The sequence below is a fragment of the Bradyrhizobium sp. Gha genome, assembly GCF_900113735.1.
GTDB lineage: Bacteria > Pseudomonadota > Alphaproteobacteria > Rhizobiales > Xanthobacteraceae > Bradyrhizobium.
Genome location: NZ_FOQM01000054.1, coordinates 1 through 20,102, shown reverse-complemented (window position 1 = coordinate 20,102; position 20,102 = coordinate 1). Strand labels below are relative to the sequence as shown.

The 20,102-nt window shown below is 64.6% G+C and carries 20 protein-coding genes; 11 read left to right on the top strand and 9 right to left on the bottom strand.

Going from position 1 to position 20,102, the window contains the following annotated elements; all coding sequences use genetic code 11:
• Positions 1 to 2 precede the first annotated feature (2 nt).
• Positions 3 to 845, top strand: coding sequence for an amidohydrolase family protein (locus BM222_RS36650; protein ID WP_092239522.1), 843 nt, complete (start codon positions 3 to 5; stop codon positions 843 to 845).
• A 64-nt stretch (positions 846 to 909) separates the two neighbouring features.
• Here the strand turns inward: BM222_RS36650 and BM222_RS36645 are convergent, their stop codons facing one another.
• Both BM222_RS36645 and BM222_RS36640 read right to left on the bottom strand, forming a co-directional pair.
• The gene (locus tag BM222_RS36645; RefSeq protein ID WP_092239521.1) at positions 910 to 1,275 is read right to left on the bottom strand and encodes a nuclear transport factor 2 family protein; all 366 of its coding nucleotides are present in this window, start codon (positions 1,273 to 1,275) and stop codon (positions 910 to 912) included.
• A 206-nt stretch (positions 1,276 to 1,481) separates the two neighbouring features.
• Positions 1,482 to 1,832, bottom strand: coding sequence for a RidA family protein (locus BM222_RS36640; protein ID WP_092239520.1), 351 nt, complete (start codon positions 1,830 to 1,832; stop codon positions 1,482 to 1,484).
• 363 nt (positions 1,833 to 2,195) lie between these two features.
• Here BM222_RS36640 and BM222_RS36635 point away from each other — a divergent pair, with 363 nt between their 5' ends.
• From BM222_RS36635 to BM222_RS36625, 3 genes are all read left to right on the top strand, one after another.
• Entirely contained in the window at positions 2,196 to 3,200 is a 1,005-nt protein-coding gene (locus tag BM222_RS36635; RefSeq protein WP_092239519.1) for a PAS domain-containing protein, read from the top strand.
• 357 nt (positions 3,201 to 3,557) lie between these two features.
• Positions 3,558 to 5,663: a methyl-accepting chemotaxis protein gene (locus tag BM222_RS36630; protein ID WP_092239546.1), complete on the top strand. Its 2,106-nt coding sequence runs from the start codon at positions 3,558 to 3,560 to the stop codon at positions 5,661 to 5,663.
• Positions 5,664 to 5,708: 45 nt separating this feature from the next.
• Positions 5,709 to 6,005 carry a hypothetical protein gene (locus tag BM222_RS36625; protein WP_092239518.1) on the top strand — a complete coding sequence of 99 codons (297 nt, stop codon included), beginning with the start codon at positions 5,709 to 5,711 and terminating at the stop codon, positions 6,003 to 6,005.
• A 38-nt stretch (positions 6,006 to 6,043) separates the two neighbouring features.
• Here the strand turns inward: BM222_RS36625 and BM222_RS36620 are convergent, their stop codons facing one another.
• Positions 6,044 to 7,714, bottom strand: a complete 1,671-nt coding sequence (locus tag BM222_RS36620; protein WP_092239517.1) for an FAD-binding dehydrogenase — start codon at positions 7,712 to 7,714, stop codon at positions 6,044 to 6,046.
• A gap of 248 nt (positions 7,715 to 7,962) precedes the next feature.
• Between BM222_RS36620 and BM222_RS36615 the strand changes: the two genes are divergently transcribed.
• From BM222_RS36615 to BM222_RS36590, 5 genes are all read left to right on the top strand, one after another.
• Positions 7,963 to 8,487 carry a Clp protease/crotonase-like domain-containing protein gene (locus BM222_RS36615; RefSeq protein ID WP_092239516.1) on the top strand — a complete coding sequence of 175 codons (525 nt, stop codon included), beginning with the start codon at positions 7,963 to 7,965 and terminating at the stop codon, positions 8,485 to 8,487.
• Between the two features lie 122 nt (positions 8,488 to 8,609).
• Positions 8,610 to 8,804, top strand: a complete 195-nt coding sequence (locus BM222_RS36610; protein WP_092239515.1) for a hypothetical protein — start codon at positions 8,610 to 8,612, stop codon at positions 8,802 to 8,804.
• A 24-nt stretch (positions 8,805 to 8,828) separates the two neighbouring features.
• Complete coding sequence (locus BM222_RS36605) at positions 8,829 to 9,419, top strand: SCO family protein (protein ID WP_092239514.1); 591 nt, start codon at positions 8,829 to 8,831, stop codon at positions 9,417 to 9,419.
• Between the two features lie 118 nt (positions 9,420 to 9,537).
• Positions 9,538 to 10,461: a transporter substrate-binding domain-containing protein gene (locus BM222_RS36600; RefSeq protein WP_092239545.1), complete on the top strand. Its 924-nt coding sequence runs from the start codon at positions 9,538 to 9,540 to the stop codon at positions 10,459 to 10,461.
• A 214-nt stretch (positions 10,462 to 10,675) separates the two neighbouring features.
• The gene (locus BM222_RS36590) at positions 10,676 to 12,319 is read left to right on the top strand and encodes a lysine--tRNA ligase (RefSeq protein ID WP_092239512.1); all 1,644 of its coding nucleotides are present in this window, start codon (positions 10,676 to 10,678) and stop codon (positions 12,317 to 12,319) included.
• Between the two features lie 27 nt (positions 12,320 to 12,346).
• Here BM222_RS36590 and BM222_RS36585 read toward each other — a convergent pair whose 3' ends face one another.
• Complete coding sequence (locus tag BM222_RS36585; RefSeq protein ID WP_092239511.1) at positions 12,347 to 13,000, bottom strand: S24 family peptidase; 654 nt, start codon at positions 12,998 to 13,000, stop codon at positions 12,347 to 12,349.
• A 216-nt stretch (positions 13,001 to 13,216) separates the two neighbouring features.
• On the opposite strand from BM222_RS36585, the gene BM222_RS36580 reads away from it, so the two are divergent.
• Together BM222_RS36580 and BM222_RS36575 are read left to right on the top strand one after the other, a co-directional pair.
• Positions 13,217 to 13,561 (top strand): DUF952 domain-containing protein, encoded by a 345-nt coding sequence (locus tag BM222_RS36580; protein WP_092239510.1) that lies wholly within the window; start codon positions 13,217 to 13,219, stop codon positions 13,559 to 13,561.
• Entirely contained in the window at positions 13,558 to 14,655 is a 1,098-nt protein-coding gene (locus BM222_RS36575) for a quinone-dependent dihydroorotate dehydrogenase (protein ID WP_092239509.1), read from the top strand. Before BM222_RS36580 ends, BM222_RS36575 begins: the two co-directional genes overlap by 4 nt.
• 118 nt (positions 14,656 to 14,773) lie before the next feature.
• Here the strand turns inward: BM222_RS36575 and BM222_RS36570 are convergent, their stop codons facing one another.
• From BM222_RS36570 to BM222_RS36550, 5 genes are all read right to left on the bottom strand, one after another.
• Positions 14,774 to 16,099, bottom strand: coding sequence for an MATE family efflux transporter (locus BM222_RS36570; protein ID WP_092239508.1), 1,326 nt, complete (start codon positions 16,097 to 16,099; stop codon positions 14,774 to 14,776).
• 74 nt (positions 16,100 to 16,173) lie between these two features.
• Positions 16,174 to 16,476: a DUF6460 domain-containing protein gene (locus BM222_RS36565; RefSeq protein WP_092239507.1), complete on the bottom strand. Its 303-nt coding sequence runs from the start codon at positions 16,474 to 16,476 to the stop codon at positions 16,174 to 16,176.
• Between the two features lie 259 nt (positions 16,477 to 16,735).
• The gene (locus BM222_RS36560) at positions 16,736 to 18,613 is read right to left on the bottom strand and encodes a cisplatin damage response ATP-dependent DNA ligase (protein ID WP_092239506.1); all 1,878 of its coding nucleotides are present in this window, start codon (positions 18,611 to 18,613) and stop codon (positions 16,736 to 16,738) included.
• Complete coding sequence (locus BM222_RS36555) at positions 18,610 to 19,647, bottom strand: ligase-associated DNA damage response exonuclease (protein ID WP_092239544.1); 1,038 nt, start codon at positions 19,645 to 19,647, stop codon at positions 18,610 to 18,612. Before BM222_RS36555 ends, BM222_RS36560 begins: the two co-directional genes overlap by 4 nt.
• A gap of 130 nt (positions 19,648 to 19,777) precedes the next feature.
• The coding region (locus tag BM222_RS36550; RefSeq protein ID WP_502691001.1) for a transposase at positions 19,778 to 20,102 on the bottom strand (325 nt) is incomplete at its 5' end.

Sequence of the window (20,102 nt, the reverse complement as noted above, 5' to 3'; positions counted from 1 at the left end):
CCATGGCGATCGACGCCCACCAGCATTTCTGGGATCCCGCGCGCGCCGACTACCCCTGGATGGCGGGGCCTGAGCTCGCGCCGATCCGCCGCGCTTTCGCCCCCGCCGATCTCGCGCCGCTGCTGAAGGCGAACGGCATCGATGCAAGCATCTTGGTGCAATGCCGCTCTGCGATCGAGGAGACCGAGGAATTCCTGGGCGTCGCGCATGCCACGCCTTTCGTCGTCGGCGTCGTCGGCTGGGCCGACCTGACCGATGCCGCGCTCGGCGATACGCTCGATCGCCTGCGCGCGCTGCCGGGCGGCGCAAAGCTGGTCGGCATTCGTCACCAGGTCCACGACGAGGCCGATCCTGACTGGCTGCTGCGCACCGAGGTCCAGCGCGGACTGGCGGCGCTGTTCAGTCGCGATCTCGCCTACGACTTCCTCGTCCGCACCCGCGAATTGCCCGCCGCGATCGCAACCGCAAAAGCCTTTCCGCAAGCCCGTTTCGTGCTCGACCACGCTGCGAAACCGCCGATCGCCGACGGCGGCAGCGCCGAATGGTCGGCGCGCATCGCGGCGCTGGCGGCCTGCGGCAATGTCTGGTGCAAGGTCTCGGGCCTCGCCATCGAAGCCAGGTGGACTGATTGGGACGCCGAGCGGCTGCTTCCATTCGTCCAGCACGTCGCCAATTGTTTCGGCGAGGATCGCCTGATCTTCGGCTCGGACTGGCCGGTGTGTCTGCTGGCGGGCAGCTACGACGAGATCAAGGGCGCACTGGAGGCCTGCCTGGCGAAGCTCGGGCCGCGCGTGCGCGAGAAGGCGTTCGGTTTGAACGCGAAGGCTGCGTATCTGCTGGCGTGATTGCAGTCGGGATGCGCTTGCGCCCTCTCCCGCAAGGGGAGAGGGCGCAGCAACGAGGCAGCCCTCATGCGCCCGCGGGCACCTGATCCAGAAATCCCGTGATGCTCCTGATCCGCCCGTCCTTCAGCACGGCGAAATCCGTGCCCTTGATCGGACTGTCGACGCCGTCAGGACCGAGGCCCCATGAGAAGCGGACATGGTCGCCGTAGCCATTGGGTTCGCCGATCAGGCTGAACTTGAAGTCGGGAAAGCGCTGCTGCACCCCTGATATCAGCGCGTCGATGCCGTCTCTTCCGTCGCCCTTCATCAGCGGATCGACGTAGCTCGCATCTGCCGTCCAGAACTCGCTGAGCAATTCGCGCCGGCGGCCTTGCGCGCGCTCATTCCACAGATCGATATAGCGGTGGGCGATGGTGACATGGTCGGTCATGGGACTCTCCTTCGATAGCGCCGTGTCGTTCGGCTGACCCGACTATCGAAGGTTCACGCGCGCGGATCGATTACCTCGGAGGTCATGGGCATGGTCCGGGACAGTGGGAAGCGGTTTCCCGACCGGACCACGCGCCAAAAAAAACGAGCTGAAGCGCGATGATGCTCTCATCGCGCTTCAGTCGCGCGTGAATTTTGTGCGCGGAATTACTTCGCCGCGGTCACCATGATCTCGACGGTGTACTGCGGGGCCGCCAGCTTGGCTTCGACGGTGGCGCGGGCCGGAGTGTTGCCGGAGGAAACCCAGCTGTCCCACACGGCGTTCATTTCCTGGAACGTCTTCATGTCGGTGATGTAGATCGTGGCGGACAGCAGTTTCGACTTGTCGGTGCCGGCCTTGGCGAGATGGCCGTCGATGGTCTTCAGGATATCCTGGGTCTGCTTGGTCACGCTTTCGCCGGCCGCGTTGCTGGCGACGACGCCGGCGAGATAGACGGTGTTGCCGTGGACGACGACCTGGCTCATGCGCGGGCCGGTTTCAAAACGCTGAATGCTCATCGGGATCTCCTGGTGGGAATGGCGGCCCTGTCTAGCGCAGCACCTCTTGCCGAGCCACCCCGGCCACGCATGCGTTTCCGGCAACGCATGCGCTGGTTCAACGAAACCGGTTGAAGAAAGCCCAAATCGTCTCGGCTCCGTCGACACAGCCATTCGTCTTGGATCATGCTGGCGCCTGCCGTGAACAGGTCGGCGCCATGCACGTCACCAAGTTCAAGACCTCGAAGCGTCCTTCAACCGCATGGACGTGCCTTCCGGCTTGCACAAATATTTTGCAGCAATCGAGAATTGAGCTGCGTCAACGTGCCGAACTGAGATAGATTGCAAGTGAGAGTTGAGACTGATTTCGTGAGGGGGGCTGAATTGCGCCACCTGGAAGAATACCTCGACCCTTCGGATATACTTCGTTTTTTTGAAGAGAAATTTGGGACTGGGGTCTGGCGTTGCGATCCCGAAGGCCGGATGCAGTGGTCGCGTGGCTTCTACAGCCTGCTGGGCCTCGATCCGCATGCCGTCGCGCCCACCTATGCGGAGATCGAGAGACGAATCCATCCGGAGGATCGCCGGTCGCAGCACGATCCACGCGAGTTGGTCTTCGACCGTTCTTTACTCGATGGCGAGTTTCGCGTCATTCGACCGAATCGCGCGCTGCGCTGGATCCGTATCCAGTCGGAGACATTTCTGAACTCCGCCGGCGAGCCGGAATACGCGCTCGGCGTCGCCACCGACATCACCGAAGAACGCAGGTCGCTGCAGCCTCTCAAGACAAATGCGGGTCGCTACGCGGCGCTGACGCAGGTCGCAGACGGATTGCTGTGGGTCGGCAGTCAGGACGGCCGGATCACCGCGCTGTTGAACGCGGAGAACAAGCCGGAGGCGCACCGGTTGTTCGGCAAAGGCTGGGTCGATCTGCTCCCGGAGGAAGAGCGCGAAGCTGCCTTGCGGATCTGGGCGGCAGCTGCCGAAACGGGACAACCCTATGACGTGGAGCATCGGTTGCGCCAGTCCGACGGCACTTACCGCTGGTACCATTGCAAGGCCATGCCGGTCACGGATGTGGATGGCAACATTCGCGAGTGGCTGGGAATCTCCACGGATGTGCACCAGCAGCGACCCGCGATCCAACATGCCGCGCTGCCGAGATTGACCGGCGCGCAATTGCGCGCGGCCCGCGGTATGCTGAATTGGTCGGTGAAGCAGCTCGCCGCGCGAACCGGGATTTCCGCTGCGGTGATTCGCCGGCTCGAGGAGCAGAATGGTTTCTTGCGACTGCCGGACGAGACATTGACGAGTCTTTGCGACGCGCTCTCGTCTGCGGGCATAGAACTCACCTTCGGCACTGGAAAACCCGGCGTGCGGCCGAGATAATCGTCGCACAGCCGATTTCGGCGACAGAGGCAGCGCTCAATTTTTGCGTGTTGAGAGATCTCACGCGCAAATTTTTCTTAATGCCGAAATAAGCAATTTTGGTCACCCTTCACGGTACACGTCAGAATCGGAATCGTGAAGACGTGAAACTGACGGTAGTAGCTGGGTAACGGGCGCTGCATTATCGCGCTCGATCGGCGCACGCTTCGATCTGTCCGGATCATTGCCAGCCGGGCGGGTCAAGGCTGCCGCAGGCGGAATGTGAAGTTATCGCGCGATTGGCCATGACAAATGGTCGTATCCGTCCGCGGCGGGGATTTTCAGGCCGTGGCGTCCAAGGCTTCGGGGTATTTGCAAATGTCTTATTTCAAGTTCCGCATTGGTGGCCGGTTGATCGCCGGATTTGCTGCAGTCTGCGCCATCGTCGCACTTTCCGTCGGCTACACCGTGTTGGAGGTCGGGCGCATGTCAACGACGGTCAATCGCATGACGGACCTGCGCACGCCGGTCGCGTTGGCGAGCACCGAGCTGGTCGGCAATCTCTATTCCACGCTGGCGACGCTGCGCGGCTATCTGCTGAGCGGAAATCCGCAAGGCAAGCTCGATCGCATGGCGATGTGGAAGGAGATGGATCGGACCATCGCTGCGTTCGACGAACGTGCAGCGCAGTTTACCAATGCCGAGAACAGGCAAAAATGGGAGCAAGCCAAGGTTCTGCTCGCGGAGTTTCGCGCGGCGCAGGACAGGGCCGAGGCCATCGCTTTCACTCCCGATGCCTATCCTGCGACCAAGCTCATGGTCAGCGAGGCCAGCCCGCGCGCGGACATGATCTTCTCCGAGATCACGAAGATGATCGATCAGGAGGAGGCACAGGAAGCCACGCCGGAACGCAAGAAACTGTTCAAGTCCATGGCTGATACGCGCGGCAATTTTGCCGCCGCCACGGCCCTGCTTCGGATGTACCTGCTCTCGGGCGAAAAGGCCGACAAGGAGAGGTTCGACCAGCCCTGGGCGGCCTTTGAGAGAGGCTATGCCGGGGTCAATGCCCGGAAGGACCTGCTCACGGTCCCGCAACAGGCTTCCTTCGACAAGATCTCGAAAGCACGAAGCGAGCTTGCGCCACTCTACGAGAAGGTCTTCGCGCTTCGGGAGGCGCAGGACTGGAACGCGCCGGTTTACCTGCTGGTGACCGAAGCCGCGCCGCGCGCGGCAAAGATTCTCGATCTGCTCGACGGCCCCAAGGGTGTCGACGGCGCACGGTCGGGAGGCATCAAGTCCAATCAGAAAAAGATGCTCGCCGAGGAGAGCCGGGACGTGCAGGAGAGCATCTCGCTGCTCGAGCTGATCCTGTGGGTCCTGCTGGCCGCGGGGGTCGGCCTCGGCGGGACAATCGCATTGTTCACGTCCCGCTCGATCGTTGTCCCGATCCGGGGAATGACCACTGCCATGGGCAAGCTCGCCGGCGGCGACACCTCCATGGCGATCCCCTGCGTCGGCCGCACCGACGAGGTCGGCGAGATGGCCAATGCCGTCCAGGTGTTCAAGGAGAACATGATCGAGGCCGAGCATCTGCGCGCCGAGCAGGCACAGGCCGAGGCCCGCGCGGCCGCTCAGCGCAAGGCCGACATGCAGCAGCTTGCAGGTCAGTTCCAGGACGCAGTAGGCGAGATCGTGAAGACGCTATCGTGCTCGTCGACAGAGCTCGAGGCCGCGGCGCGGACCCTGAGCAAGACCGCCGAGAAAACCCAGGAGCTATCGGGCGTGGTCTCTGCCGCATCCGAGGAAGCGTCGACCAACGTTCAATCGGTGGCCTCCGCCACTGAAGAGATGAGTTCGTCGGTCACGGAGATCAGTCGCCAGGTGCAGGACGCAGCCAGAATTGCCGGTGCCGCGGTGGTGCAGGCGCAGCGGACCAATGATCGGGTCAACAAGCTGTCGCAGGCTGCAACCCGCATCGGCGACGTGGTCGAACTGATCAACAACATTGCGGGACAGACCAATCTGCTCGCCCTGAACGCCACGATCGAAGCGGCGCGGGCCGGTGAAGCGGGGCGCGGCTTTGCCGTGGTCGCGTCCGAGGTCAAGGCGCTCGCCGAGCAAACCGCGAAGGCGACCGGGGAGATTGGTCACCAGATTGCCGACATTCAGGCGGCCACACAGGAGTCGGTGGTCGCGATCAAGGAGATCAGCGGAACGATCGACAGGATCTCGGAGATTTCATCGGCGATCGCTTCGGCCGTCGAAGAGCAGGGCGCGGCCACGCAGGAGATTGCCCGTAACATCCAGCAGGCGGCGCAAGGCACCGACCAGGTCGCCGCCAACATCAGCGACGTAAGGGACGGGGCAGCGGAGACCGGTTCGGCTTCGACCCAGGTACTTGCTTCGGCGCAAATGCTGTCGAAGGATAGCTCGCGATTGCATTCCGAGGTCGAGCAGTTCCTGAACATCGTGCGCGCTGCCTGACCTCGAGCGGACAGATCGCTGTTCACGATGACATGAGGGAAGGCGATGATCGATCGACCCGCACAAAAGGAGTCCACGGGCGACAACGTCATCACCTGGCCTTTCAGGGCGACCAGCGTGGTCGCCAACGCCAGGATAGATTGCGAGACGCTGCAGCAAAGCGTCGTGACGCTGCAGCGATGCCTTGGCGCGCTCGGCGATTTTCTTCGGAATTTCGATGACGGACCCGAGACCAAGAGACTTCGGGCGCACATGGCGGAGCTGAACGAGTTGCTGTCGCTGCGGCTCGTTCAGATCTCCGAGACCGAACGCCTGTTGCAGGAGCTGCTTCGCCGCGGCTGATGCGGGCGCGGCGCGCCCGCAGCCGCGCGCCTCTCCGCTCAGCCCACCGCCTTCGCCGCGGCACGGCCGGCATTGCGGCCCGAGAACAGGCAGCCGCCGAGGAAGGTGCCCTCCAGCGAGCGATAGCCGTGCACGCCGCCGCCGCCGAAACCTGCGGCCTCGCCGACCGCGTAGAGGCCGGGGATGATCCGTCCCACGGCGCCGAACACGCGCGAGTCGAGATCGGTCTCGAAGCCGCCCAGCGTCTTGCGGGTGAGGATGTTGAGCTTGACCGCGATCAGCGGCCCCTTCTCCGGATCGAGAATCCGGTGCGGCGACGCCGTGCGGATCAGTCTGTCGCCGATATAGCGCCTGGCATTGTGGATGTTCATCACCTGCGCATCCTTGACGTAAGGGTTGGCGATCTCGCGGTCGCGCGCCTCGATCTGCATCTTGATGCGGTCGAGCTTGAGCAGATCGTTCCCGGCGAGCTTGTTCATGGCCGCGACGAGGTCCTCGAGCTTGTCGCGCACGATGAAATCGGCACCATGGCTCTTGAACGCCTCCACCGGCGCCGGTGCGCCCTTGTTGGTGGCTCGGCGCAAGGTCATGCGCCAGCTCTTGCCCGTGAGGTCAGGATTTTGCTCCGAGCCCGACAGCGCAAACTCCTTCTTGATGATGGCCTGGGTCAGGATGAACCAGGAATAATCATGGCCTGACGACATGATGTATTTGAGCTGGCCCAGCGTGTCGGAGCCCGGAAACAAGGGCGCCGGCAGCCGCGTGCCCGTGGCGTCGAACCACATCGAGGAGGGGCCGGGCAGGATGCGGATGCCGTGGCGCGGCCAGATCGGTGACCAGTTCTGGATGCCCTCGACGTAGTGCCACATGCGGTCGCGGTTGATCAGCCGCGCGCCTGTTTGCTCGGTGATGCCGATCATGCGGCCGTCGACATGCTCCGGCACGCCTGAAATCATGAATTTCGGCGGCGTGCCGAGCCGCTCCGGCCAGTTCGCCCGCACCAAATCATGATTGCCGCCGATGCCGCCCGACGCCACGATCACGGCCTGCGCCTTCAGCGCAAATTCGCCGACGATGGTGCGCGAGGAGCTCTTGCCACGCTCGACATGATCGGCTGCGAGGACCGCGCCGCTGACGCCGTCCACCGTGCCGTTGGTGATCGAGAGCGCGTCGACACGGTGGCGGAACTTGAAAATGAGGCGCCCGCTCTTCGCGGCCTCGCGCGCGCGGCGCTCGAAAGGCTCGACGATGCCGGGCCCGGTGCCCCAGGTGACGTGAAAGCGCGGTACCGAATTGCCGTGGCCCATCGCGTCGTAGCCGCCGCGCTCGGCCCAGCCGACCACGGGGAAGATGCGATGCCCCATCGCGCGCAGCCAGTCGCGCTTCTCGCCGGCGGCGAACGCCACATAGGCCTCGGCCCATTTGCGCGGCCAGAAATCCTCATCGCGGTCGAAGCCGGCGGTGCCGAGCCAGTCCTGCATCGCCAGATCGAAGGAGTCCTTGATGCCGAGCCGGCGCTGCTCCGGCGAATCAACCAGGAACAATCCGCCGAACGACCAGAACGCCTGGCCGCCGAGCGACTGCTCGCCTTCCTGGTCGACCACGATCACGCGCTTGCCGGCATCCGCTATCTCGGTCGCCGCCACCAGTCCCGATAGCCCTGCGCCGACGACAATGACGTCAGCCTGCTCGGTCGAATCCCCCGGCATGAGTTCCCCCCTGTAGTTGCCCGGAATTGAAGCCAGCTGTCGTAACTGAGATCAAGGGCGTGGCGCGCAAGACAACGTTAATTGTTCCACTTTGGGATCAGGGCTGCCCGAGTGCAGCGCGGACGCAACACTGGATTTGAATTTGTTTTGAGCAAGCCGGCGTGCCTAGACAAAACCATGGTCTCGACCGACGCTGGGCGCGCATCACCACCTGACACACAGATTCGAAAACGACTGGGGCGGGGGACATGAAGTTTTTGACGGGGTTGCTTGCGGCGGTTTGCTTGATCGCCTGCATGGGGGCGTCTCACGCGGTGGTTCGGATCGCAGATGACCGCGGCGGCCGGATCGGGACTTACGTCGACAGGTACCAGGACCTCAGGCAATCCGGCGATACCGTCATCATCGACGGTCTCTGTGCCTCGGCCTGCACCATCGTCCTCGGCGCCATTCCGCGTGACCGCATCTGCGTCACCTCGCACGCGACGCTCGGCTTCCACGCCGCCTGGGATTTCGGCAGCAACGGCCGCGCCGTCACCAACCCCGAAGCAACCCAGATGCTCTATGCGATGTATCCCTCGCAGGTGAAGCGCTGGATCACGCAGCGTGGCGGCCTCACGCCGCACATGCTGTTCCTGAGGGGCAGGCAGCTTCAGGCCATGTACAAGCCCTGCTATCTCGACGCGCAGGCCTCCACCAGCAAGCCCGTTTCGGCCCGGCCTTCGCCGAAAGCGGAAGAGCTGGAGTCCGCCCGAGGCCAGCTGCTTCACTGAGCCTATTCAGCTCGATGTGATTTTTGGCCCGCCCGCGGCGCTTGTCCGTCGGCGGGCCAAAGCCTATTTGGGAGGCAGGGAACCGGGGCCTTCGCCTCGATCGTCGTCCCGATCGTTGTCATATGGCTCAATCACTGCATCCGGCACGCCAGGTACAGGACAATTCGCCCACTGCCGCCCCTACGCCGTCCGTGCTGCTATGGGCCGGCGCCGGTGCCGGCGGGCTGATGCTGATCGGCGCGTTCGCGCTCTGGTTCCACTACGGCTCCCAGGTGTTCTTCGAAATGATCAGGACCGGCTTTGCCGCCTGCTTCTGACCCGCGACAGAAAGTTTTCCGCTCATGAGCTCCACCGCCCGTCCGCTGGTGATCGCGACCGCCTTCGCCTCGAGTCTCGTCGTCGGTCTGCTGGTGATGTTCTGGGCCATGGGCGGGGTCAGCAAGGTGGCGCAGCCGGCCGCGATCGGCGGCCCGTTCCAGCTCACCGACCAGAACGGCAAGACCGTCACCGACCAGAACCTCAGGGGCAAGCCGACCCTGATCTTCTTCGGCTACACCCATTGTCCTGACGTGTGCCCGACCTCGCTGTTCGAGATGTCGGAAGTCTTGCGTGCGATGGGCAAGGATGCCGACAAGGTCAACGCCATCTTCATCTCGGTCGATCCCGAGCGCGACACGCCCGCGACCATGAAGGACTACCTCTCGAGCTTCGATCCGCATCTCGAAGGCCTCAGCGGCGATCCCGCCGAGACCGCCAAGGTGATCACCTCCTACCGGGTCTATGCCAAGAAGGTCCCGACCAAGGACGGCGACTACACCATGGACCACACCGCGCTGATCTATCTGATGGACCGCGACGGCCGTTTCGTCTCGCCGTTCAACCTGAAGCGGACCCCGGAAGAGGCCGCGGCGGATTTGAAGAAGTATCTGTGAGTTTCACCTCGCCGCAGGCGGGGGAGGGAGTACACCCCGGCTGCATTTCGGCTCGCGTTCCCGGCCGGATGGTCTATAAGGCCTTCCGATCCCAATGGAATTCATTCATTCCCGGCCGATGGCTCCATCGCAACAGGCGAAATCGTCCAAAACTGCCCGTGGCTTGCTGGCGGGGCTGACCCTGGCCGCGTGCCTGCTCGCAGGGCTATCAGGCGCCCGCGCACAGTCCACCGCCAAGCAGCCCCCCACCGCACCTCAGGCCGCGCCGCAAGCTGCCCCCCAGGCCGTGCCCGGCTTCTGGGACCCGCGTCGCCGCCCGGAGCGGCCAGACCTGTCGCGGCTCAGCGTGATCCGCTTCCTGACCGAGACCGACTACCCTCCGTTCAACTATACCGGCGCCGACGGCAACCCGGCCGGCTTCAATGTCGATCTCGCACGCAGCCTCTGCGAGGAGATCAAAGTCTCTTGCACGGTGCAGATGCGCCGCTTCGAGACGCTGGTCGATGCGCTCACCTCGAACCGGGGTGACGCGATCATTGCCTCCATGGCGGTGAGCCCGCAGCTTCGCGCGCGCGTCGACTTCACTGATCCCTATTACCGCGTACCGGCGCGCTTCGCCTCGCGCAAAGATGCGGTGATGCCGGAGATCAGACCCGAATATCTCGAAGGCAAGAAGGTCGGCGTCATCGCGGGCTCCGCGCATGAGGCTTATCTGAAAGCGATGTTCACCGACGCCGAATTGCACCCCTATCCCAACGACGATGCGCTGCGCGCCGCGCTCCGCAAGGGCGAGGTCGATTTCATCTTCGGCGACGCCATCTCGCTGGCGTTCTGGATCAACGGCACCGATTCCGGCGATTGCTGCGCCTTCTCCGGCGGTCCGTTCGTCGAGAGCCGCTTCTTCGGCGAAGGCATCGGCATCGCCGTGCGCAAGGGCAACGACGTGCTGCGTCAGGCTCTGAACTGGGCCATGTTCCGCGTCTGGGAAAAAGGCCGGTACACCGATCTGTGGCTGAAGTATTTTTCGGTGAGCCCGTTTTAGCCATTCAAATTCAAACCCGTCATTCGGGGGCGCGCGAAGCGCGAACCCGGAATCCCGAGATTTTTGACTTGTCATTCCGGGATGGTCCGAAGGACCAGACCCGGAATCTCGAGATTCCGGGTTCACGCGCTGATGCGCGTGCCCCGGAATGACGATCAACGTTTTTGCATTCTGCCCGGAAATCGCTATTTTCCGCGGCCCGGAGGCTTCCTTGATGTCCGTTATCGACCCCAACATGACCCCGAGCGATCTGCGTGCGCTCGCCGAGCAATCCAGCGCCTGGCCGTTCGAGCAGGCGAAGGCCATTGTCGCGCGGTTGAAGAAAAGCCCGAAGGACGAGGTGCTGTTCGAGACCGGTTACGGTCCCTCCGGCCTGCCGCATATCGGCACGTTCGGCGAGGTCGCGCGCACCTCGATGGTGCGCCATGCCTTCCGCGTGCTCACCGAGGACAAGATCAAGACCCGCTTGCTCGCCTTCTCCGACGACATGGACGGCTTCCGCAAGGTGCCTGACAACGTGCCGAACAGGGATCTCTTGGCGCAATATCTGGGGCGGCCGCTCACTGCGGTACCCGACCCGTTCTCGAACGAGCATCCGTCGTTTGGCGACGCCAACAATGCGCGCCTGCGTGCGTTCCTGGATCATTTCGGCTTCGACTACGAGTTCGCAAGCTCGACCGTCTATTACAAGTCCGGCCGTTTCGACGCGACGCTGCTGAAGATGCTCGCGGCCTACGACAAGGTGATGGAGATCATCCTGCCGACGCTCGGCCCCGATCGCCGCGCGACCTATTCGCCGTTCCTGCCCATCAGCAAGACCACGGGTGTCGTGCTGCAGGTGCCGATGATCCGCCGCGACGTCGCGGCCGGCACGGTGACCTATGTCGATCCTGACACCAACGAGGAAGTCGAAACGCCGGTGACCGGCGGCAACGTCAAGTGTCAGTGGAAGGCCGACTGGGCGATGCGCTGGGTCGCGCTCGGCGTCGACTATGAGATGGCCGGCAAGGACCTGATCGATTCCGTGAAGCTTTCCGGCGCGATCGCCAGGGCGCTCGGCGGCACGCCCCCCGAAGGTTTCAACTACGAGCTCTTCCTCGACGAGAAGGGTCAGAAGATCTCGAAGTCGAAGGGCAACGGCCTCACCATCGACGAATGGCTGCGCTACGCCTCGCCGGAATCGCTGTCGCTGTTCATGTATCGCGAGCCCAAGGCCGCGAAGCGGCTGTTCTTCGACGTCATCCCGCGCCAGGTCGACGACTACCAGCAGTTCATCGACGGCTTCGCCAGGCAGGATGCCAAGCAGCAGCTCGGCAATCCCGCCTGGCACATCCATGCCGGCCGGCCACCGCAGGGCGACATGCCCGTCACGTTCCAGTTGCTGTTGACGCTGGTGTCGTCGTCGAACGCGGAGAATGCCGAGACGCTGTGGGGCTTCATCGGCCGCTATCGGCCCGGCGTCAGCCCGCACACGCATCCGAAGCTCGACGCGATGGTCGGCTACGCCATCAACTATTACCGCGACTTCGTCGCGCCGACGAAGCAGTTCCGCGTTCCCACGGAAACCGAGCGCGCCGCGCTGCAGGATCTGCGCGAAGCGCTGTCGCAGCTCCCGGCAGACGCGTCAGCCGAAGACATCCAGAACGTCGTGTACGAAATCGGCCGGCGCGAGCCGTTCCTCGACCAGGTCAAGAAGGGCAAGGACGGCCGCCCCGGCGTCACGCTCGACTGGTTCAACATGCTGTACCAGGTGCTGCTCGGCCAGGAGAAGGGCCCGCGCTTCGGCTCCTTCGTCGCGGTGTACGGCGTGCAGAACGCGGTCAACATGATCGACGGTGCGCTGGCGCGGAGTGCGTGAGCGGGCATTGTCGGAACGCGAGCCTCCTCACTGGCTCGCCCACACGATCCTCGCGATCCACGCGACATCGTTTGCCGCCAACGTCCGTTCCGCCTGCGCCGCATCGAGCGATCGCAGTTCCAGCGCCTTCGCCGTGCGCCGCGTCAGCATCGCGACCATCACCTCGCTCGTCTTCGTCCTCACCACCACGCGGTCGCCTTTGCGGATTGGCGCGGTTGGCGAAACCAGGATGACAGCGCCGTCGCGATAGGCGGGCAGGAGAGCATCACCGGAAATCTCCAGCGCAAAGGCGCGGTTGTCCTCGGCGCTCGGCAGCGCGATCTCGCTCCAGCCTTTGCCGGACGGAGTGCCCAGTTCGTCGAACGCGCCGTTCGCGGCTGCTTGCGCGAAGCCGAGCAGCGGCACAGTGCGGCCATCGCCGGCCTCGTCGTCGATGAGCCTGGCAAAGATCTCGATCGACGAGTCCGCGGCCGCCAGCGCCTTCGCGATGGATTCGGTCGAGGGCCAGCGCTCGCGGCCATCGCCGGTGACGCGCTTGGATTTGTTGAAGGTGGTGGGGTCGAGCCCGGCCCGCTTGGCGAGGCCCGATGGCGACAGTCCGGCACGCGCGGCCAATCGGTCCAGCGCGGCCCAGATCCGCTCGTGGGTCAGCATCCTCTGCGCTTTGGCCTGTTTGACCATGGAAGGTCCAGCCCGTCGCAACTCAGGAAAACTATCCTCAAATGAACCGGTTTTCCGATTTTCGCGCAAGGGGGAGCCCTCACTCTTGAGTTCGGAGGGGGCCGCCTTTACGGTCGCGCCGGGTTTTAGGACCCGCAAGACACGAAAAAAACTCAAAAGACTCAATGGGCTCGCTCACGTGAGCGGCTTGGCGAGCAAACAGGGCTCCGGTAAGCGGTGGTCAAGATCTACAAAATCTGTCCGGCCTCGGCCTGGCGTGAGGCGGAACGGCAGGGCGTGTACAGCGGCAGCGCGGATGACGCCCGCGACGGATTCATCCATTTTTCGACCGCGACCCAGGTTCCCGAGACCCTGCGCAAGCACTATTTCGGCCAGCGCGCGTTGTTCCTGGTCGAGGTCGATGGCGACGCGCTTGGAGCTGAGCTGCGCTGGGAGCGCTCGCGCAACGATGAGCTGTTCCCGCATCTCTATGGTGCGCTCGATCTCGGCGCGGTGCTTGCGGTGATGAATCTCAACATTCGCTCCGATGGCGGCCATGACACCCCGGAGCTTGTCCCGTGATCCGCGCTTTCGATGCTCTCTCGCTGCCGGTGCTGCGCTGGCTCGATCCGGAGGATGCACACCGTCTTGCGATCCAGGGCTTGCGCTTGCTGCCGCCGGTGAAGCCGCGGCCGGATGATCCCAAGCTTGCGGTGCGCGCCTTCGGACTCAACTTTCCCAACCCGATCGGCATGGCCGCGGGTTTTGACAAGAGCGCCGAGGTGCCCGATGCCCTGCTGCGGCTCGGCTTCGGTTTCGTCGAGATCGGTTCGGTGACGCCGAAGCCGCAGGTAGGCAATGCGCGGCCGCGGCTGTTTCGCCTCGAGCGCGATGAAGCCGTCATCAACCGCATGGGCTTCAACAATGACGGCGCCGAAGTAGCCCTGCGCCGGCTTGCCGCGCGCGCCGAGAACGGCGGCATCGTCGGCGTCAATGTCGGCGCCAACAAGGATTCGCCTGATCGTGTCGCCGACTATGTCAAGCTGATCGAGACCTTCGCGCCGGTCGCGAGCTATTTCACGGTCAACGTCTCCTCGCCCAACACGCCGGGGCTGCGCAATCTGCAGGAAGGCGCACTGCTCGACGATCTGCTGGGGCACGTGATCGACGCGCGCGAACGTGTCAGGCAGAAGGCCGGCGACACGCCGGTGCTGCTGAAGATCGCGCCCGATCTCAGCCTCGCCCAGCTCGACGATGTCGTGCAGGTTGCGCGCTCGCGCCGGGTCGACGGCATGATCGTGTCGAACACGACCATCGCGCGGCCGAGCACGTTGCGTGAGGCAATGCGTTCGAAGCAGCAGGGCGGGCTGTCCGGCCGGCCGCTGTTCCGCCTGTCGACGCGCATGGTCGCGGAAACCTATGTGCGCGTCGAGGGCGCGTTCCCCCTGATCGGCGTCGGTGGCGTCGACTCCGGCGGTGCGGCGCTGACGAAAATCCGCGCCGGCGCGAGCCTGATCCAGCTTTATTCGTCGCTGGTCTACAAGGGTCTCGGCCTCGTCGACGAGATCAAGCGCGATCTCACCTCGACGCTGCTGCGCACGGGCCGGGACTCGCTGTCGGAGATCGTCGGCGCCGATGCGGCCACGCTCACGGCGGAAGACTGGCCGGGGATGTAGGGCAGTCTCGTGCCCCGGACGCAGCGCAGCGCTTCTTCAGAGGTGCGCTGCAGAGCCGGGGCACATGTGGCTGCATTCTGGGTCCCGGCTCGCGCTTCGCGCGTCCGGGACACGAGAGCTATGGCTTGGCGAACGTCGCCCGATACAACGTCGGGTACCGCGCCCCCTGCAATCCTCCACGCGCGACGTAGAACGCAACCAGCGCGCACCACAGGCCGGCATTGCCTGTTGATTGCAGCGCCAGCCAGATCCCGAAGAAGATCGCGAGCGAGGCCAGCATCAGGTTGCGCATCTCGCGGGCCCAGGTCGCGCCGACATAGATGCCGTCGAAGCCGAAGGCGAACACGCCGGGGATGGGCGCGAGCACGATGAACGGCAAGAACTCGCGCGCGGCGTGGCGGACGTCCTCGCTCGTGGTCATGAACTTGATGATATCAGGCCCGAACAGTGCAAACAGCACCGCGACGACGAGGGCAAAGCCGAGGCCCCACAGCAGCACCAGCCGCGTCGAATCCGCAAAGCCTCTCGGATCGCGTGCGCCGAACGTGCGACCGCAGAGCTGCTGGGCCGCGTTGGCGAGGCCATCGAGGAAGAAGGCGCTGACCAGCAGGAAATTGTTGAGCACGGAGTTCGCCGCCAGCGTCACGTCGCCGGCGCGCGCGCCCTTGGCGGTGAAAAACAGGAACACGGTGATCAGCGCCGCGGTGCGGATCATGATGTCCGAATTGACGGACAATAGCCGCATCAGCTTGGCGCGATCGAACAGCATCTCCCGGGGAACGGCAAAGCCGCCATGCGCGTAGCGCCGGCAGACGATGACGCCGAGCCCGAAGCCGACCCCCTCCGACAGCAGCGCGGCAATCGCCGCACCCGCGATGCCGGTGTCATAGACCAGCACCAGCAGGATCGTTGCCGCCATGTTGATGAGGTTGATGACGACCTGGAGCGCCAACGCGGGATTGGCGCGGGCCTGTCCGACCAGCCAGCCGAGGATGACGTAGTTGGCGAACGCGAACGGCGACGACCAGATCCGGATCATGAAATAGGTCTTTGCGGCGTGCGTCACACCTGCACTGCCGCCCATCAAATCGAACAGCACGCCGGCCAGCGGCATCTGCAGCGCAATCAGTGCGCCACCGATCAGGCCGGCGACGATGAAGCCGCGCACCAGGATGACGGTCTCTTCGCGCGTCTCGCCGGCGCCGAGCGCCTGCGCGGTGAAGGCGAGCGTGCTCATGCGCAGAAAGCCGAACAGCCAGAACAGGCAGTCGAAGATCACCGACGCCATCGCGACGCCGCCGAGCAGGGCGGCATCGTCGAGCCGGCCGATGGCGGTGGTCGAGACCACGCCGATCAGCGGCGTTGTGAGGTTTGCAACCATCGCGGGACCTGCGATGGCGAAGACCTGGCGGGAGCCGACCTTGGGATGAAGCGGTGCGTTCATCAGCTGCGTCTACCCGACCACCCGCCCGATTGCACCATCGTGGGCGACATGACGTGTCTGCGCCGGCCGCGAACCTAGCGGCGCGGCGAGCCGAAGATGCGCGACAACAGCCAGATCGGGATCACGATGACGGCGCCGAGCAGGAAGTAGCGCCACAGCCAGTTCACGGCATCGAAGCCGAGATCCCACAGACGCTGGAACAGCAGGCGAATGCTGATGAGGATATTCCAGGGATCGAAGCCGATCGCCGCCAGCACGACACCGACCAGGATCGAGAGCAGCACCAGGCGAAACGCGACCGCCAGTGGCGAGCCGCCGAGAAAGCGGTGCAGGCCATCGCTATGGCCGGCCGGCAAATCTCTGACGTCGTGGGCCATCTCAAACTCCTCGTGGGGGCTAACCCCGATTATAGGTCACGGCGGGGGACATGGGGAACCCTTACCCGACCGTCAATCAGCTTACCGCGTTTTAATTCGGGCAAGCGGGCGCCGCGGGCTCCTCAACCTCTCCGCTTGCGGGAGAGGTCGCGCAAAGCGCGGGTGAGGGCTCTCACCTCTGGGGGATTCCCAATGCGGAGACAACCCTCTCCGCAAGCGGGCGAGGGGGCGCAGCGCCGTCGCGGCGAGATCGAATGCCTCACGCCTCAATCTCCGCCGGCTCCGCCTTCAGCATTTTTTCCAGCGTTTCCAGCCGATCCGCCTCGCGCGGCGGCTTGTCCCAGCGCAGGCGGCTGATGCGGGGAAAGCGCATGGCCACGCCGGATTTGTGCCGTGGCGAGCGTTGCAGGCCCTCGAAGGCGACTTCCAGCACCAGCCCCTTGTCCGCTTCGTGCACGACATGGCGGACGGGGCCGAACTTTTCCGTGGTGTTGCGGCGGACGAAGCGGTCGATCTGCAGCAGCTCCTCGTCGGTGAACCCGAAATAGGCCTTGCCGACCGGCACCAGCTCCTCGCCGTTCTCGGTCCCGGTCCAGACGCCAAATGTGTAGTCGGAATAATAGGACGAGCGCTTGCCGTGGCCGCGCTGCGCATACATCAGCACGGCATCGATGATGTGCGGATCGCGCTTCCACTTCCACCACTGGCCCTTCGGCCGTCCCGGCAGATAGGCCGCATCGCGCCGCTTCAGCATCACGCCCTCGACGGCGTCGGCATCCTCGCCCGCGCCGGCACCCGCGGGATCGGCGCGCGCGGCCGTCAGCGCCTCCCAGCTCGAGAAGGGAACGGTGGGTGAGAGGTCGATACGGGGATCGCCGAGCTTTCCGATGAACGCCTCGAGCCGTTCACGCCGCTCGGCGAACGGCAGCTCGCGCAGATCGTTCTCGTCGTCGCCGAGCAGATCGTAGGCGCGCAGATGGATCGGAAACTCCTTGATCAGCTTCGGCGAGACGACCTTGCGGTTGAGCCGTTGCTGCAGGACATTGAAACTCTGCACGCGGCCTTCGCGCAGGATCAAAAGCTCGCCGTCGATCGCGCCCGGCAGGCGCAGCGACGGCACCAGGTCCGGAAAGCTGCCGGTGATGTCCTCGCCGGTGCGTGAATAGAGCCGCGCGGTGATCTGCCCGTGGCCGTCACGGCCGGCGACGGCCTGCACGCGGATGCCGTCCCATTTCCATTCGGCGACGTAGTCGGCGGGATCGAGGCTTGCGAAATCGCTGTCCTCGATCGCATGCGCCAGCATCACGGGCCGGAACGGCGCGGGGTCGCGATTGACCGGCTTCTCGCTGCGGCCTTCCAGCCAGGCGAACAGGTCGAGATAGGGGGGTGCAAGTCCCGGCCAGATCAGCTCCACCTCATGCGGGTCCTTGTCGCCGAGCGCCGCGGCCGCGGTCTTCGCCAGCCGCGCGGAAATGCCGATGCGCATCGCGCCGGTGACAAGCTTTAGAAGTGCCCAACGGCCGGTCTCATCCAGCTCGTCGAGCCAGCGTTCGAGCTGCTTCGGCAGCTCGGTCTTGCCGAGCGTGCGCAGCGTGGTGACGACTTCGGTGAGAGTCGGGGGCGGCGGGTTGTTGTGGTCTTTTGGGTGAAAGGACTCATCAGCGTCTTGCCCGGAGTACCCCCCTCCCTGCCCCTCCCCCACAAGGGGGGAGGGAACAGTGACAGGTGGGCGCCCCTCACGCGCTGAATCATTCTCAGCCTTCGAGCCCGGCAGCAGCGGCGCACGCAACTGCGCTCCCTCCCCCCTTGTGGGGGAGGGCGGGGGAGAGGGGTGGCTCCGAAAAGATTGGCTATTGTTTGCACCGCGCCGAGGCCACATCAGCGCCACCGTCTCCGAGAGATCGCCGACGTAATCGTAGCTGAGCCCGAACAGCACCTCATCCGTGCGCGAGGCGATGAGGTCGCGGATCAGCGCCGGCTTGGCGTGCTTGAAACTCAGCGCGCCGGTGAGCGCGGCCAGCGCATAGCCGCGGTCGGGATCGCCGACTTCGCGGAAGTAGCCGGTGAGGAGCCGCAGCTTGTTGTTGCGGCCGGGCTCGTAGGCGAGGCGGTCGAGAAGTTCGGCGAAGCGGTTCATGCCTCGGCCTCGCTCTGAACCGCTGGCACGCTCTCATCCTCGTCGCCATAGCCGACGAGATCAAGCGGCCGTGCGCGCAGACCTTGCGTCTTGCACCAATGCACCAGCGCGTCTTCCTGGCCGTGGGTGACCCAGATCTCGCCGGCGCCGGTCGCCGCGATCGTTGCGGTGAGGCCGTCCCAATCGGCGTGGTCCGAGATCACCAGCGGCAGTTCGACGCCGCCTTGCCGCGCGCGGGCGCGCACGCGCATCCAACCCGAGGCGAAGGCGGTGACGGGGTCGGGGAAGCGCCGGGCCCAGATATCCGACGTCGCCGACGGCGGTGCCAGCGTGATGGTGCCGGCGAGCGCGGCTTTCTTCATGCCGGCGACAGGCCTGAGCTCGCCGAGGTCGATGCCGCGGCTCCGGTAGTAGGAGGTGATCTTTTCCATCGCGCCATGCAGATAGATCGGCGCGTCGTAGCCGGCCTGTCGCAGCAGCGCGATCACGCGTTGCGCCTTGCCGAGCGAATAGGCGCCGACGAGATGGGCGCGCTCGGGAAACAGCGCGACCGAGGCCAGCAGCTTGTTCACCTCGTCGCTCGCGTCGCCATGGCGAAACACCGGCAGGCCGAACGTCGCCTCCGTGATGAAGACGTCGCATTGCACCAGCTCGAACGGGACGCAGGTCGGGTCGGGCGCGTCCTTGTAGTCGCCGGAGGCGACGATGCAGGTGTCCTTGGCGGTGACCGCGATCTGCGCCGAGCCCAGCACATGCCCCGCCGGATGAAACTTGACCTTGACGTCGCCGAGCCTGATCTCCTCGCCATAGCTGATGACTTGCGTCGATCCGGCAAAATTCTCGCCATAGCGCAGCCGCATCATGTCGAGCGTTTCCTGCGTCGCCAGCACGGCGCCATGGCCGGCGCGGGCGTGGTCGGAATGGCCGTGGGTGATGACGGCCCGCTCCACGGGACGCACGGGGTCGATATGGAAGCCGCCGGGCTTGCAGCACAGGCCGTCAGCAGTTGGCAGCAGGATGTCTTGCGGGCGCATTTCCGTCATATAGGAAGTTGGTGCTCCAAATGAACCCGTCATGCGCGGGCTTGACCCGCGCATCCATCCTCTTAAAGAGGTGTTTCTTGATGGATTGCCGGGTCAAGCCCACGGCTGTCCGGTTGAGCGCTTAGCATAGACTGAGGCTCATCTGTCTGTGATCTTGAAGGACTGGCTCGGGCGCGTCCAGATTTTGGATCGATCTGCGGTGCATGAGATTGGTGCGGACGAGCCTGGCGAAGACGAGCGGGCTCTGAACGGCTTTTTGGGCGGCCTGGGCCAGGCGCAGCAGCAGAAAGGCGATCAGGGCGACGGAGATCTGGATTCGCACGGCATTCTCGGAGGTGCCCACGAAGCGGGTGATCTTGAGGGTCTGCTTGACCCAGCGAAAGAACAACTCGATGGCCCATCGCCGGCGATAGAGCCCGGCAATGTCCTCGGCGGAGGCATCCAAG

Bases quoted from the DNA above. Each gene is read 5' to 3' on its own strand.
- BM222_RS36650 (WP_092239522.1), top strand. From the start codon at position 3: ATGGCGATCGACGCCCACCAGCATTTCTGGGATCCCGCGCGCGCCGAC.
- BM222_RS36645 (WP_092239521.1), bottom strand. From the start codon at position 1,275: ATGACCGACCATGTCACCATCGCCCACCGCTATATCGATCTGTGGAAT.
- BM222_RS36640 (WP_092239520.1), bottom strand. From the start codon at position 1,832: ATGAGCATTCAGCGTTTTGAAACCGGCCCGCGCATGAGCCAGGTCGTC.
- BM222_RS36630 (WP_092239546.1), top strand. From the start codon at position 3,558: ATGTCTTATTTCAAGTTCCGCATTGGTGGCCGGTTGATCGCCGGATTT.
- BM222_RS36625 (WP_092239518.1), top strand. From the start codon at position 5,709: ATGATCGATCGACCCGCACAAAAGGAGTCCACGGGCGACAACGTCATC.
- BM222_RS36620 (WP_092239517.1), bottom strand. From the start codon at position 7,714: ATGCCGGGGGATTCGACCGAGCAGGCTGACGTCATTGTCGTCGGCGCA.
- BM222_RS36615 (WP_092239516.1), top strand. From the start codon at position 7,963: ATGAAGTTTTTGACGGGGTTGCTTGCGGCGGTTTGCTTGATCGCCTGC.
- BM222_RS36610 (WP_092239515.1), top strand. From the start codon at position 8,610: ATGGCTCAATCACTGCATCCGGCACGCCAGGTACAGGACAATTCGCCC.
- BM222_RS36605 (WP_092239514.1), top strand. From the start codon at position 8,829: ATGAGCTCCACCGCCCGTCCGCTGGTGATCGCGACCGCCTTCGCCTCG.
- BM222_RS36600 (WP_092239545.1), top strand. From the start codon at position 9,538: ATGGCTCCATCGCAACAGGCGAAATCGTCCAAAACTGCCCGTGGCTTG.
- BM222_RS36590 (WP_092239512.1), top strand. From the start codon at position 10,676: ATGTCCGTTATCGACCCCAACATGACCCCGAGCGATCTGCGTGCGCTC.
- BM222_RS36585 (WP_092239511.1), bottom strand. From the start codon at position 13,000: ATGGTCAAACAGGCCAAAGCGCAGAGGATGCTGACCCACGAGCGGATC.
- BM222_RS36570 (WP_092239508.1), bottom strand. From the start codon at position 16,099: ATGAACGCACCGCTTCATCCCAAGGTCGGCTCCCGCCAGGTCTTCGCC.
- BM222_RS36565 (WP_092239507.1), bottom strand. From the start codon at position 16,476: ATGGCCCACGACGTCAGAGATTTGCCGGCCGGCCATAGCGATGGCCTG.
- BM222_RS36560 (WP_092239506.1), bottom strand. From the start codon at position 18,613: ATGAACCGCTTCGCCGAACTTCTCGACCGCCTCGCCTACGAGCCCGGC.
- BM222_RS36555 (WP_092239544.1), bottom strand. From the start codon at position 19,647: ATGCGCCCGCAAGACATCCTGCTGCCAACTGCTGACGGCCTGTGCTGC.